Origin of the sequence: Streptomyces sp. NRRL WC-3626 (assembly GCF_000718785.1) — a bacterium.
GTDB classification, from domain to species: Bacteria; Actinomycetota; Actinomycetes; order Streptomycetales; family Streptomycetaceae; genus Streptomyces; species Streptomyces edwardsiae.
The window spans coordinates 52,503-66,214 of the sequence record NZ_JOCA01000027.1 but is presented as its reverse complement, the minus strand read 5'-3'; the positions used below and the strand labels follow the sequence as shown (position 1 = coordinate 66,214).

The following is a 13,712-nucleotide window of genomic DNA, read 5'->3' as shown; positions in this document are numbered from 1 at the left end:
GCACCCCGGCCGAAAATGAGAGGCGCCCCCGACGGCTCCCCCGTAGCGTGCGCCCATATGACCGTCACCGTCCGCGAGCTGCGCCCCGACGCCCGCGCCGACCTCGAGGGCTTCGCCCGGGTCCGGCACGCCGCCCTGCCGTTCATCCTCATCACCCCCGAGTCCCTGGTGCACGACCTCACCCGTCTCCACCCCGACGCCCACTACCGGCCGTTGATCGCCGTGGCCGACGGCGAGGTGATCGGCACGGCACAGGTGCATCTGACACATGAGAGCTCCGAGCCCGGCCAGGGCAACGTCAATCTGTACGTGCACCCCGAGCACACGCGCCGGGGCGCCGGCACCCTGCTGGTACGCGCCGCCGAGGAGCATCTGGCCGCGCACGGGGCGACCAGGCTGTTCGCCTGGGTGCTGGACGAGCCGGGCAACCGCGCCTTCGCCGAACTGCACGGCTACACGGCGAGCCGCAGCGCCCACTTCCTCCGCCTGGACCTGGCGAACGGCACCCTCCCGCCGCTCCGGGACCTCCCGCCGGACGTGGAACTGCGCCCCGCCTCCGCCTTCGCCGCCGATCCGCGCCCGCTGTTCGAGCTGGACGCGGAGACCACGGCGGACGAGCCGAGCGATGTGGACACCGAGTTCACGGACTACGAGGCCTGGCTGGAGGAGACCTGGCGGCATCCCCTGTTCAGCCCCGAACTCACCACGGTCGCACTGGTCGACGGCCGCCCCGCCGCGTTCTCCGCGGCCCGCACGGACGGCGGCACCCGGTACGGCACGGTCATGACCGGCACCGCCCGCGCCCACCGGGGCCGGGGGCTGGCCAAGCTCGCCAAGAACGACTCCCTGCATCGTGCCCGCGCGGCCGGGTACTCGGAGGCGTTCACGGGCAACGACACCGGGAACGGGCCGATGATCGCGATCAACGAGTGGTTCGGGTACGAGATCTGCGGGACGGAGGTGCGCTATGTCCGCGCACTCGGCTGACGGGCCCCCGATGCTGGAGGTCGTCCTCGTGAAGGCGGGGCGGATGAAGATCCGCTATCCGGCCGAGCTGGTCGCCGACGACGGCACCCGTGCCACCGTGCGCGCCCCCTGGGCGGGCGAGGGCGTGCGCGACTTCGGCTTCGTCCGCTTCGAGCCCGGTGACGTGTTCACGGAGCACTACTGGCGCGACCGGTGGTACTCGGTGAAGGAGGTCCGCGCCCCCGACGGCACTCTCAAGGGCCACTACTGCGACATCACCCGCCCGGCGGAGCTCGCCGCCGGCCGGCTGGTGGTCGAGGATCTCGACCTGGACCTGTGGGTCTCCGCGGACGGCACCGACGTACGGCGCCTGGACGAGGACGAGTTCGCGGCGAGCGGGCTGCTCACCACGGACCCCGAGGCGGCGGCCGCCGCGGTGGCCGCCCTCGACGAACTGGACGCACTGGCCCGCGGGGACGGACTCGGCACACTGCTCGGCTGAGGGGCCGCGGAGGGGGCATGGCCCCGGAGTGACACCTGCCACTGACAATCGATTCGTGACCGCTGCCACAGACAGATCGGGACCGATGAGGAACTCTCCCCCGAAAGGTCCGCCGCCGTGCGAACGCGGAAGCCGGTGGACCTCGAAGGAGGCAGCCATGCGCCGTGTCACCGTGCAGAAGCCCCCGAGGAAGACGGATGCCCGCCGGGTCCGGGCGGAGGCCGAGGAGCGTCCGGCGGGGCGGCCCGAGGTCCGCGGGGACATCGCCCGCACCTGGTGGCCGGACGGAACCTGATCCCAGCCTGAGCACCCCCTTAACGCGGCCATAAGGATCTCCCTCCAAGGCCTTCGGCAGGCGATTTCGCTGGTCCGGGCGGCTAGTTTCTGAGCCACCCCCCACGGGATTCACCCCCCCCGATCCAGTGATCGCTGTCGAGGAGTCGCCCCATGTCCGCACGCCGCAAGGCCGCTGTCGCCGCCGTCGGTCTCGTTCCGCTCGCCCTGACCGGGCTGTCCGCCGCGCCGGCGGCCGCGCACGGTTCGATGGGCGACCCGGTCAGCCGGGTCTCGCAGTGCTACGCCGAGGGACCGGAGAGCCCCAGGTCGGAGGCGTGCAAGGCGGCGGTCGCGGCGGGCGGCACCCAGGCGCTCTACGACTGGAACGGCATCCGGATCGGCGACGCGGGCGGCCGTCACCAGGAGCTCATCCCCGACGGCAAGCTGTGCAGCGCCAACAGCGAGGAGTTCAAGGGCCTGGACCTGGCCCGCGCCGACTGGCCGGCGACGAGCGTGAGCAGCGGCTCGTACACCTTCAAGTACCGGGTGACCGCCCCGCACAAGGGGACGTTCAAGGTGTACATCACCAAGCCCGGCTACGACCCGTCGCAGCCGCTGGCCTGGGGCGACCTGGATCTGGCGAACCCGGTGGCGACGTCCACCGACCCGGCCGCCGAGGGCGGCTTCTACACCTTCTCCGGCACCCTTCCGGAGCGCTCCGGCAAGCAGCTGCTGTACGCGGTGTGGCAGCGGTCGGACAGCCCGGAGGCGTTCTACTCCTGCTCGGACGTCGCGTTCGGCGGAGGTCCGGCGAGCGCCGGCGGCGGCGGGACGGACACGTCGGACACGGGGGACACGGGGGACACACCCAAGGAGGCCGCCGCCCCGGCGCCGGTCGCCTCGGCCCCGTCCGAGCGGCAGATCGAGGACGGTGCCGACAAGTCGACCGTCGAGAACCACGGACACGGCGACGACGACCCCAGCACCTCGGCGCAGCCGGTCGCCGGGCACGACGACCACCCCGCCCAGGAGGAGGCCGCCGACGACGGCACCACCGCCAACCAGCCCGAGGCGGCCGGTCAGGCGCGGAACCTCGCGGAGACCGGCGGTGACGACAGCACCCCGTTCCTGATGGTCGGCGGCGCCGCGGCGCTGGCGCTGGGCTCGGCGGCCCTGTTCGCCTCCGCGCGGCGACGCTCGGCCACCGGGCGGCACGGCGCCTGAGGATGACCCGGGGCCCTGTCCGGCGGCTCAGGCCGGACAGGGCCCCGCCATGTGCGCCCGCATGGACACGTGTCAGCTGAACACCGAGGCGCAGGTGGTGCGTTCGGCATGGGCAGGGTCGAGGGAGTTGGCGACCTCGTGGAAGGCGATCCGGTCGAGCAGTCCGATCGCCAGATGCTCGGACAGGTCGAGCGGACACAGGTCCTGGAGCAGGACGTTGCGTACGTCCGGTCCGGTCAGATACGCGCTGCGGTAGGGGGTGACGACCTCGTCGTACCGGGTGGCGATGACGGTGTAGCGGACACCGGGCACGGTGTCGCCGCCCGCGTTGAGCCGGGTGAGGAAGTCGGATCCCGCGACCTGGTCGGCGAGGGCGGGGGTGGCCTCGGTCAGCAGGTCCTCGGCGCCGGGGAAGTACGGCAGCAGCCGGGTGAGGCCGCCGAGGGTGGTGCCGTGGTTGCTGGGGGCGATGCCGATCAGGGCGTTCACCTCGTCGGCGCCGCCGAGGAACTTGAGGTAGTGGCGCGGCATCATGCCGCCCTGGGAGTGGCCGACGAGGTCCGCCTCGGCGGCGCCGGTCGCGGCGAGCACCTTGTCGACGTAGGCGTCGAGCTGTTCGGCGGACTTCTCGGTGGGGCCGAGGCCGTGGAAGAGGGGGACGCCGGGGAGCTGTCCGTAGTCGAGGGAGAAGACGCAGTAGCCGCGGTTCTTCAGATAGGGCGCGAGACCCAGCCAGTTGTCGACGGAGTTGCCGAAGGTGCCGTGGACCAGGACGACCGGGCGGGGGTGGGCGGCGGAGGGCTTGCACGACCAGTCGTTCCAGCCGGAGCTGGGGGCTGCGGCGGCGTGGGCACCGGCGGCGGTGGGGAGGGTGACGCCCACGGCCAGCAGCAGCGCGGCAAGGGGTCTGACCAGTCGCTTCCAGGGCAGCATCGCGTGATCTCCTTGCGGTACGGGGGAAGGGTGGGGTCCTACGCCCTGTGATCCGGATCACGGGATGCTGTTCACTCGTCAAGTTACGGGCGAGTAGCAAAAGTGGGAAGTTACGCGTCGGTAAAAACTTCCGGTGTTAACCAGCGGCGGTACGCGCGCCACTGATACGACGTCACCAAGCGGGACGGATCGGCCCGCCGGGGGCGATCCGCGGCAGCATGCGCGCCAGTTCGCGCACCTCCGCCTCCCCCAGTACCTCGCTCCACTCCCGTACGGCCTCCGCCGCCGCCTCCTCGGCCGCGCGGGTGCAGGCCCGGCCCCGCTCGGTCATCACCACCAGCCGGGCCCGCGCGTCCACGGGGTGCGGGTGCCGCTCGGCGTACCCCTTGCGCACCAGGTCGTCGACGAGCTGACTCGCGGCCTGCTTGGTCACCCCGAGATGGACGGCGAGGTCGGTGACCGTCGCGCCGTCGGGGGCGAGCCGGGTGAAGGCGAAACCGTGCATCGGCCGCACCCCCTCGAAGCCCCGCGCGACCACCCCGTCGTGGATGCGCTGGACGAGCCCGCCGGCGACGGCGAGCAGGGCGGCGGACAGGGCCATGGCCTCGGAGTTCTGCACGGGGAAATTCAAGCACCTTGACGAAATGGTCAAGCGGGTTGACCATATGGTCAAGCAACTTGACTATCCAAGGAGACCGTCATGCCCGTCGTCCGCCCCTCCGACGCCGTCGTCCACGAGATGCACGGCGCCCGTTTCGTCTCGTACGCCGCCCCGTCCACCGGCACCAGGGAGCTGTGCGCCTGGCGGGGGGAGATCCCCGCCGGCACCCGCGCGCCCGCGCACACCGTCAGCCGGGAGGAGATCTTCCATCTCCTCTCCGGTGAGCTGCTGATCACCCTCGACGGCACCGCCCACCGCGTCACCGCCGGCGACACGGTGGTCGTCCACCCCGGCGCCACGCTCGCCGTGGAGAACCCGGGCGACGGGACCGCCGTCTCCTGGGTCACGACCTCCCACGGTCTGGAGGCCACCCTCGCCGACGGCACCCGCATCGTGCCGCCGTGGGCCAACTGAGCCGGGCCGCTACGCGGCCAGCGACCCCGGCATCACCGCGCGGGGGCCGAACTTCGCCCGCGCGCGGTCCGCGACCTCCTCGATCCGGCGCAGCTTCTCGTCCACCGGGTCGAAGGTGAGCTGGTGGGACGCCTGCTCGGCGGGGCCGAGACCCTCCGCGCGGAGCGCGATCGCGCGCACCCGGGCGCGCTGCAGACCGAGCGCCTCGTAGAGGCCGTACGCCGCCGCGCTGAGCGCGGCCGAGTGCGCGGTCGGTTCGGGGAGCGTGCGGGTGCGGGTGGTGGCCGTCCGGTCGGCGTAGCGGACGGTGAGGGTGAGGCTCCGGCAGACCGTGTCGAGGGCGCGCAGCCGGGCGCCCAGTTCCTCGCCTGCCGAGAGCAGGGCGCGGCGGTGCCGGCCGGGGTCCAGTTCGTCACGGGTGAAGGGGCGTTCGGTGGCCAGGGACCGGGAGACGGCGTTCGGGACGACCCGGCCGCGGTCGACCCCGTTCGCCTTCTCCCGCAGCTCCCGCCCGGCCCTGGCGCCCACCAGCCGCTGGAGCGTGGACAGCGGGGCGGCGGCGACCCGGCCGAGGGTGTCGAGGCCGTACTCGCACAGGGTACGGGCGGTCCTCGCGCCGACGCCAGGCAGTGCGGCGACGGGTTTGCCGGCCAGGAAGTCCCGCACCTCGTCCCCGGCCACCGCGCGGGTGACTCCCGGCCGGGCGTCCCGCAGTGCCATGCGGGCCAGCATCGGGCCGGGCCCGGCACCGATCACACAGTCGACGCCGTGCAGGGCGAGGGCGCGGACCCGGATCACCGAGGCCAGTTCGACGGCGGTGCGTCCGAAGTACCGTTCGGCGCCGCGCAGATCGGCCAGCGCCCCGTCCGGCGGCAGGGCCTGGACGACGGGGGTGAACTCCTCCAGCAGGCCGAGCAGCCCCGGCAGGGCGGCCTCGTACATCGGAGGCAGCTGGAAACGTACGCAGAGGATGGTCATCCCGCACTCCCCGGACTCTGGTGCCACAGCTTCCTTCCCACCGCGGGTCCTTCGCCCGCGGGGCGCAGATCGGCCCAGGGATGCATCTCGTACCCCGTGGGCATGCGGATCCTCCTGTCCTCCATCGGGTCCCGGGCGGCGGATCCGGCCGGCGCGGGCCGCCCGTCCGAACCGGCGAGCCGTCTGCGCGCCGGGCCGTCCCCGGGGTCGCCGTCCCGGCTTCCGTCCGCTCCGGCCAGCCGGGCCGCGACGCCCTCCAGCCCTTCCTCCTGGCGCACCCGGAGCAGGTCGGCGAGGTTCCAGGCGGCGGAGCCGACCACGCTGAGGCTGCGCGGGCCGCGCCGCTGCACCACCCCGCGCACCAGCAGCAGCCAGGAGTGGAAGACGGTATGGGCGCAGGCGTCGTGGGAGTCGTCGAAGAAGGCGAGGTCGACCAGGCCGGTGCCGTCGTCCAGGGTGGAGAAGATGACCCGCTTGCCGGAGCGGACGGGCGGGGTCTGGGTGGCCGCCTTGGCACCCGCGACCAGCACCGTCTCCCCGTGCCGTGCCTCACGCAGCCGCCGCGCGGAGACCACGCCGAGTTCCTTGAGGAAGGTGCCGTGGTCGTCCATCAGATGGCGGGAGGCGTCCATGGACAGCACGCCCAGTTCGGCGCTGAGCCGCTCCTCGGGGGTGAGGTCGGGCAGCCCGGCCGAGGCGGTCTTCCGGCCGCCGGACAGGGGCAGCTGGTCGCCGCGTCCGCCGCGGGCGCCCCGGTGCAGTTCGGTCAGATGCAGTTGCAGGTCACGGCGGTTGGCTCCGAACGCGTCCAGCGCGCCGACCTGGGCGAGGCGTCCGGCGAGCGGGCGGCTGGGGCGGGCCCGCTCCCAGAAGTCGAGCAGGGAGGCGTACGGCTGGCCGTCGGCGATCCGGGCGGCCTCGGCCTCGCTGATGCCGTGCACGTCAAAGAGCGCCAGCCGCAGTCCCCACGCCTCCCCCTGTGATGATTCAGACACCAGTTCGATCCTGTGTGCGACCCCCGACTTGTTCACGTCCAGCGGCAGGACCGGCACCCCCCGCCGCCGCGCGTCCGCCAGCAGCAGCCGCTTCGGGTACATCCCGGGGTCATGGGTGAGCAGCCCCGCGTAGAAGGCGGCCGGGTGGTGCGCCTTCAGCCACGCCGACTGGTACGTCGGTACGGCGAAGGCGACCGCGTGCGCCTTGCAGAAGCCGTAGGACCCGAAGGCCTCGACGATCCCCCAGGTGCGCTGAATCGTTTCTGCGTCATAGCCACGGGCCGCCGCGTGCTGGGCGAACCAGACCTTGATCCGCCCCTGCGACTCCGGGTCGGACAACCCGCGCCGCACCCGGTCCGCCTCGCCGCGACCGCAGCCGGTCATGACCGCCACGATGTCGATGACCTGCTCATGGAAGACGACGACCCCGTACGTCCCTTTCAGCGGCTCCTCCAGGTCCGGGTGCGGATAGCGCACCGGCGCCCGTCCGTGCCGCGCCTCGATGAACGGGCGCACCATGTCGGCGGCGACCGGGCCGGGCCGGAAGAGGGAGATGTCGACGACCAGGTCGTGGAAGGTGGACGGCTGCAGCCGTCCGACCAGGTCCCGCTGGCCCGGGGACTCGATCTGGAAGCAGCCGAGCGTCTCGGCGGACCGGATGAGCCCGTACGTCGCCGGGTCGCCCTCCGGAACCGCGTCCAGGTCGATCCGCTCCCCCGTCGCCCGCTCCACCTCGGTGACCGCGTGCGCCATCGCCGACTGCATGCGCACGCCCAGCACATCGAGCTTGAGCAGCCCGAGGTCCTCGACGTCGTCCTTGTCGAACTGCGCCATGGGGAAGCCCTCGCCGCTGGTCGGCATGACCGGCGTACGGGTGAGCAGGGAGGCGTCGGACAGCAGGACGCCGCAGGGGTGCATGGCGACACCGCGCGGGAGCGCGTCGAGGGCCTCGACCAGCTCCCACAGCCTGCCGTACCTTTCCCTCTCCCCCGCCAGCTCCCGCAGTTCGGGCAGTTCGTCGAGCGCCGCGCGGGCGTCGCGGGCGCGGATGTGCGGGAAGGACTTGGCGACCCGGTCGATCTCGGCCGGGTCCATGGAGAGCGCGGCGCCGACGTCCCGGATGGCGTGCCGCACCCGGTAGGTCTCCGGCATGGCGACCGTGGCCACCCGCTCGGTGCCGAACCGGCCGATGATCGCCCGGTAGACCTCGAGGCGCCGCGCGGACTCCACGTCGATGTCGATGTCCGGCAGCACGACCCGCTCCTTGGACAGGAAGCGCTCCATCAGCAGCCCGTGCTCGACCGGATCGGCGTGCGCGATGCCGAGGAGGTGGTTGACCAGCGAGCCGGCGCCGGAACCGCGCGCGGCGACCCGGATGCCCATGTCCCGTACGTCGTCGACGACCTGGGCGACGGTGAGGAAGTAGGAGGCGAAGCCGTGGTGGGCGATGATGTCCAGCTCGCGGTGCATCCGCTCCCAGTACTCCCGGCGCCCCGCGTGGCCGCGCAGCACCATGCCGGCCGCCGCGCGGGAGGCCAGCGTCCGCTGGGCGGTACGGCGGCCGGCGCCGACGAGATGCGGTTCGGGGAAGTGGACGCTGCCCATGCCGAGGTCGTCCTCGGGGTCCACCAGGCACTCGGCGGCCGTGGCCCGCGTCTGTTCCAGCAGCCGCGGGGCCGTCTCGCGCCGGAACCCGGCGGCCTCCACGATCCGCTCGGCCGCCGCCAGCATGGCGCCCTCGCCCTTGAGCCAGGCCTCGCCGGAGTCCAGTCCTTTGGCCGGGTCGACGGGGACCAGCCGGCGGGCGGCGTCCAGCACGTCGGCGACCGGGCCGAGCCCGGGGTCGGCGTAGCGGACGGCGTTGCTGAGGACGGGCCGGACGCCCTGTTCGGCGGCGAGGCCCAGGGTGCGGGCGGCCAGCCGCAGGGAGCCGGGTCCGGTGCCTTCGCGGCCGTGCCAGACGGCCTCCAGGCGCAGGGCGTCGCCGTACACCTCCCGCCAGGGGGCGAGCAGCCGGGCGGCGCGGTCGGGCCGGCCCGCGGCGAGGGCGCGGCCGACGTCGGAGTCGGGGCCGAGGAGGACGGTCAGACCGTCGGCGTGATTGTCGTCCCAGGTCAGCAGGGGGAGGCCGGGGGCGGTGTGGGCGGCGGAGACCAGCCGGCACAGGTCGGCCCAGCCACGGGAGCCGTCCCGGGCGAGGAAGGTGACACGGGGTGTCGACTCGTCGATGAAGGCACCGCCGCGCACCGGGGTACGGCGCCTCTCCCGTCGTACGGACTCGTCGCCCGCCGCCGCCGTGGGGGCCGCCACCGCCAGTTCCGCGCCGAACAGGGGGCGCACGCCCGCCTTCGCGCAGGCCTTGGCGAAGCGGACGGAGCCGGCGAGGGTGTCGCGGTCGGTGAGGGCGAGGGCGTCCATGCCCCGCTCCGAGGCGCGCTCGGCCAGCCGCTCCGGGTGGGAGGCGCCATAGCGCAGGGAGAACCCGGAGACGGTGTGCAGATGCGTGAAACCCGGCACACGCACCTCCCGCACTCGTGAGCCCCGATCGACTCTCGAACAATTGTTCCCAGCTACCTCACCCACCATAGACCAATTTTCGAATACGTGTGCGAGATCCGACCGACCCCTTCCCACCTGCGCAAACACCCGTGAACGCACGAATGTCCCGCCCCTCCGCGACGGAGGGGCGGGACGTCGTGACGAGGAGTGCTCAGCCGATCTGCGTGCCGGTCGCCGAGAGGGCCTCCGTCACCGGCTGGAAGAAGGTCTCGCCGCCGGAGGCGCAGTCGCCACTGCCGCCGGAGGTGAGGCCGACCGCGCTGCTGCCCGAGAAGAGCGAGCCGCCGCTGTCGCCGGGCTCGGCGCACACGTCGGTCTGGATCAGACCGTTGACGATGTCGCCGTTGCCGTAGTTCACGGTGGCGTCCAGACCCGTGACCGTGCCGGAGTGCACCTCGGTCGTGGAGCCGCTGCGGGTGACCTGCATGCCGACGGTGGCCTCGGCGGCGCCGGAGATCGCCTGGGCGGAGCCGTCGTAGAGGTTCACCTCGCTCGGGTGGGCCACGTCGGCGGTGTACTTGACCAGGCCGTAGTCGTCACCGGGGAAGCTGGAGTCCGCGTTCTGGCCGATCACGTCGCCCGAGGAGTCCGACCAGGTGGAGATCCCCTCGGTGCAGTGGCCCGCGGTGAGGAAGTGCGGCTCGCCGCCCTTGGTCACGTTGAAGCCGAGCGAGCAGCGCCCGCCGTTGCCGGTGATGGCGTCGCCGCCGGCCACGAAGGGCTTGTACTCGCCCTTGGTGCGCTGAAGTTCGGCCTTGGCGCCCAGCCCGTCGACGACCTTCGTCAGCTTGGCCCACTCCGCCTCGGAGACGGTGCGGTCCGCGGTGACGACGACCTTGTTGGTGGTCGGGTCGGTCACCCAGGAGGTGCCCGGGATGGTGGCGTCCTGCTTCAGGGTGGTGTGCGCGCCCTTGAGCTCGGCGAGGGAGTTCGCCACGACTCTCGCCTTGGCGCCGGCCGACTCGACGGCCTCGGCGGCCGACTCGTCGAGCACGTTCACCACGAGGGCCTTGCTCTTCGCGTCGTAGTACGTTCCCGCCGCGTCGGCGCCCAGGTCCTGGGCGAGGGCCGAGGCGAGCTTTCCGGCCGCTCCGATCGAGAGGGTCCGGGGCGCGGCGTCCGCCGGGGGCTCGCTGGCGTTCGCAGTCTGGAAGGTGACCGCGCCGGCGGCCAGTGCGGCGATGCCCGCACTCGCCATGACCGCACGTCGCCTGGGTATGCGTCGGTGCTTCAACTCACGTCCTCCTGTGGGGGGACGGTCCGGGAGGTTGTGGGGACCCCGTCGGACCGGAAGGTGTACGGCGACGGGGGCGGAACACAGAAGAAGCCACGCCCGTGCCGGTCGAACGGCGCCTACTCTTCCGAACCCGCCGGGGAGCACACAAGGTCGACTTCAGGACGCGCGTACGACAACGGCCGCGCGCCCCCTATGTCCTGACAGTTCATGGACACGCGGGACGGTTCGCACTGCAAACGCTACGAGCGGGTAACCGGCGGTACGGCCGGCGGAATCCGACCATGGCTTGAAATCGACCCTCAGTGGCCCGGATACATGGCCGGCGCACCCGTGGGGCGTTACTCCCGCACCGGTTGCGGAGCCGGCCGCCGGGCCCGTTCGCCGACGCGCCCACGGCTCCGTGCCGCACGAAAACGAGCCCCCGCACGGCGATCGCGTGCGGGGGCTCGTCGTACTTCGGGCCGCGGGTGTCACCCGTGGGACCGGTGGTGGTGCGGGCGGGTCCTAGTAGACGCTGACCCCGTAGGCGCTCAGGGCCTCGGTCACCGGCTGGAAGAAGGTCGTGCCGCCGGAGGAGCAGTTGCCGCTGCCGCCGGAGGTCAGACCGTACGCGGTGCCGTTGCTGCCGTAGAGCGAGCCGCCGGAGTCGCCGGGCTCGGCGCAGACCGTGGTCTGGATGAGGCCGGAGACGACGTCGCCGCCGCCGTAGTTGACGGTGGCGTTCAGGGCGGTGACGCGGCCGCTGTGGGTGCCGGTGGTGGAACCGTCGCGGATGACGGTGGTGCCCACTGACGGGGTGGCCGCGCGGGTGATGTCCACGCCGTTGGCGGTGCCGGGCCGGGCGACGGACCCCGTGTACTGCACGATGCCGTAGTCGTTGCCCGGGAAGCTGGAGCCCGCCGTCTGTCCGATGACGGTGCCTCCGGAGCTGGCGCGCCAGGCGCCGGCGCCGTCGGTGCAGTGACCGGCGGTCAGGAAGTACTCGGCACCGCTGCTGCTGCGGACGTTGAAGCCGAGGGAGCAGCGCCAGCTGCTCGCGTAGATGGCGTCGCCGCCCTGGATGAGCTTGCTGAACGTACCCGGTGTGCGCTTGACGGTGATCGCGTCGGCGTCGGCCCCGGCCTGCTGCTTGATCTTGTTGATCTCGGCCTGGGAGACGGTGCTGTCGACCGTCAGGAGCACCCGGTTGGTCTCGCTGTCGACGGCCCAGGCGGTGCCCGGGACGTCGGCCTTCAGCACCGAGCCGCTGACGCCCTTGAGTTCGGCGGAGCTGAAGGTGGTGGGGGTGTCGGACGCGTTCGCGCTGGGGACCGCGATCGCGGCGGCGGCCACGAGGCCGGTGGATACGGCGATCAGCCGAGTCCGTCTCGAGATGCCGCTGCTGGGGGTGGTGCGCTTGATCCTCACTTCTCGTTCCTCCACAAAGGAAGTAGGGGGCCCTCGTGGGGTTGTGGGCCCGGTGAGGCGCAGTCAGGGGGCCCCGGATGCCCGGATTCCGAATATGCCGTGCCCCTGACAAGCGCTGTGGGCGAGTATTCGGCCGACCGACCGTTCGGCGCAAGGGTGCCTTTTGGCCGTCAACCTTTGAACCCTCTAGGAGATTTGATCCCCACGCGGGATCGCGTTACCCGTGGTCACACCCGTATCACGGCCGGTCGAACAGGTGCGCCGTGGCCGGAATTCGCCCCTCCGGATGACCCGTCCGTCAGCAGTCGCAGCCGCAGTCGCAGCCGTCGCCGCAGCATCCGTCCTCACCGCAGCAGTTGCAGCAGTCACAGCAGCTGCAGCAGTCGCCGCACCCGCTGCAGTCGCAGTTGGTGCAGGGCCCCTGCTTCTGCTCCCGGCTCCAGGGATCGTCGTAGGTGCCGCAGCACAGCTGACAGGTGCAGGCGAGTCCCAGCCACACGGCGCAGCCGGCCAGCAGCCCGCGCGGGTCACGGCGCGGCGGTCCGGGCGGGAGCGGGGCACCGGGGCCGCCGGGAGGGGCGTAGGGGCCCGCTCCGTGGGCACAGGAGACCGTACCGAAGGCGCGATGGACGGAGTTGGGCAGTTCATGGACGAGCAGCCGGTGCGCGAGACCACCGTCGGTGAACTCGGCCTCGCGCAGGGCGAGCCGGATGCCGTGCACCGCGTCGTCGGCGAGCCGGCGGGCCTCCTCCAGCGGGGTCCCGGTGGCGGTGAGCGGGTTCCAGGCACCCGAGGCGGCGTCGGCCTCCCGGTCCTCCACGGCGTCCAGCAGATGCGCGAGGCGCCCGAAGAGACGCCCGGCCTCCGCGAGCGGTACGGCGTTGCCCGGCCGCCCGGCGAGCACCGCGGTGTGCGCGAAGGCCGCCGCCGTCGCGGTCTCGGTGGGCTCGGTGACGGTGAGGATCGGGGTGCCGGGCCCGGCGAGGGTCTCGATGCCGGTCTGCCGGTCCACGGCGTCGACGAGGACGGCGGTGTCGAAGCCGACGGCCGAACCGGTCCGCGCCCCCGCCCGGTCCCAGCCCGCCGCCACCCGCCGCGCGGCGAGCGCGACCGGCTTGCGCGCCAGCATCCCGTCACCGTCGGCGACATGGTCGCGCACCTTGGCGGAGGCGAGGACGAGGGAGACGGCCGCCGCGAGCCGCGCGCCCTCACCGTGCGCGACGGACGCGGTGCGCATCCCGCGCAGCGGACACGGCCCCGCGGTGCGCCGCCCCGCCTCCGGGCGGGCCGCCTGAGCCTCCGTCAGGACGGATATCAGCAGCCCGTCGTAGTTGGTGACGATCCGCGCGAGCTGCCCGTGATCCCCGCGCAGGGCGAGACACAGCCCGCACAGATGGGCCATCCACTGGGCGGTGAGCTTCTCCCCGAGCCGGTGCCGACACGGCCTGACCATTCCGAACACGACATCCCCCGTGCAGTTGTACGACGTTCAGCGGCGGCATCGTATCGGGCCCGGCGTTCACCCGTACGTACCCTTCCTCACCCGTACGCCGGGAAGAA

Annotated in this window: 12 protein-coding genes; 5 read left to right on the top strand and 7 right to left on the bottom strand. The window is 72.7% G+C overall.

All coding sequences use genetic code 11. The features are described 5' to 3' along the window. Nucleotides 1–57 precede the first annotated feature (57 nt). The 4 genes from IF28_RS0131430 to IF28_RS0131415 all read left to right on the top strand — a co-directional run bounded on the left by IF28_RS0131430 (nt 58) and on the right by IF28_RS0131415 (nt 2,968). Nucleotides 58–987: a GNAT family N-acetyltransferase gene (locus IF28_RS0131430; RefSeq protein WP_030227472.1), complete on the top strand. Its 930-nt coding sequence runs from the start codon at nt 58–60 to the stop codon at nt 985–987. Beyond that, a complete protein-coding gene (locus IF28_RS0131425; protein WP_030227467.1) occupies nt 968–1,468 on the top strand; it encodes a DUF402 domain-containing protein in 501 nt (166 codons plus the stop codon). Before IF28_RS0131430 ends, IF28_RS0131425 begins: the two co-directional genes overlap by 20 nt. Nucleotides 1,469–1,625: 157 nt before the next feature. Continuing rightward, a complete protein-coding gene (locus IF28_RS38915) occupies nt 1,626–1,763 on the top strand; it encodes a hypothetical protein (RefSeq protein ID WP_106982182.1) in 138 nt (45 codons plus the stop codon). 152 nt (nt 1,764–1,915) lie between these two features. Then, a complete protein-coding gene (locus IF28_RS0131415; RefSeq protein ID WP_030227465.1) occupies nt 1,916–2,968 on the top strand; it encodes a lytic polysaccharide monooxygenase auxiliary activity family 9 protein in 1,053 nt (350 codons plus the stop codon). Between the two features lie 72 nt (nt 2,969–3,040). Here IF28_RS0131415 and IF28_RS0131410 read toward each other — a convergent pair whose 3' ends face one another. Both IF28_RS0131410 and IF28_RS0131405 read right to left on the bottom strand, forming a co-directional pair. Then, complete coding sequence (locus IF28_RS0131410) at nt 3,041–3,901, bottom strand: alpha/beta fold hydrolase (protein WP_030227461.1); 861 nt, start codon at nt 3,899–3,901, stop codon at nt 3,041–3,043. A gap of 172 nt (nt 3,902–4,073) precedes the next feature. Continuing rightward, entirely contained in the window at nt 4,074–4,520 is a 447-nt protein-coding gene (locus IF28_RS0131405; protein ID WP_030227459.1) for a MarR family winged helix-turn-helix transcriptional regulator, read from the bottom strand. Between the two features lie 81 nt (nt 4,521–4,601). Between IF28_RS0131405 and IF28_RS0131400 the strand changes: the two genes are divergently transcribed. Beyond that, a complete protein-coding gene (locus tag IF28_RS0131400) occupies nt 4,602–4,976 on the top strand; it encodes a cupin domain-containing protein (protein ID WP_030227456.1) in 375 nt (124 codons plus the stop codon). A 9-nt stretch (nt 4,977–4,985) separates the two neighbouring features. Here the strand turns inward: IF28_RS0131400 and IF28_RS0131395 are convergent, their stop codons facing one another. The 5 genes from IF28_RS0131395 to IF28_RS0131375 all read right to left on the bottom strand — a co-directional run bounded on the left by IF28_RS0131395 (nt 4,986) and on the right by IF28_RS0131375 (nt 13,614). Then, the gene (locus IF28_RS0131395) at nt 4,986–5,954 is read right to left on the bottom strand and encodes a DNA polymerase Y family protein (protein ID WP_030227453.1); all 969 of its coding nucleotides are present in this window, start codon (nt 5,952–5,954) and stop codon (nt 4,986–4,988) included. After that, nucleotides 5,951–9,466 carry a DNA polymerase III subunit alpha gene (locus IF28_RS0131390; RefSeq protein WP_030227449.1) on the bottom strand — a complete coding sequence of 1,172 codons (3,516 nt, stop codon included), beginning with the start codon at nt 9,464–9,466 and terminating at the stop codon, nt 5,951–5,953. Before IF28_RS0131390 ends, IF28_RS0131395 begins: the two co-directional genes overlap by 4 nt. A gap of 193 nt (nt 9,467–9,659) precedes the next feature. Further along, nucleotides 9,660–10,706, bottom strand: a complete 1,047-nt coding sequence (locus IF28_RS0131385) for a S1 family peptidase (RefSeq protein WP_030227445.1) — start codon at nt 10,704–10,706, stop codon at nt 9,660–9,662. Between the two features lie 543 nt (nt 10,707–11,249). Beyond that, nucleotides 11,250–12,152 carry a S1 family peptidase gene (locus IF28_RS0131380; RefSeq protein ID WP_030227441.1) on the bottom strand — a complete coding sequence of 301 codons (903 nt, stop codon included), beginning with the start codon at nt 12,150–12,152 and terminating at the stop codon, nt 11,250–11,252. A 298-nt stretch (nt 12,153–12,450) separates the two neighbouring features. Further along, the gene (locus tag IF28_RS0131375) at nt 12,451–13,614 is read right to left on the bottom strand and encodes a DUF5685 family protein (protein ID WP_030227438.1); all 1,164 of its coding nucleotides are present in this window, start codon (nt 13,612–13,614) and stop codon (nt 12,451–12,453) included. Between the last annotated feature and the right edge of the window lie 98 nt (nt 13,615–13,712).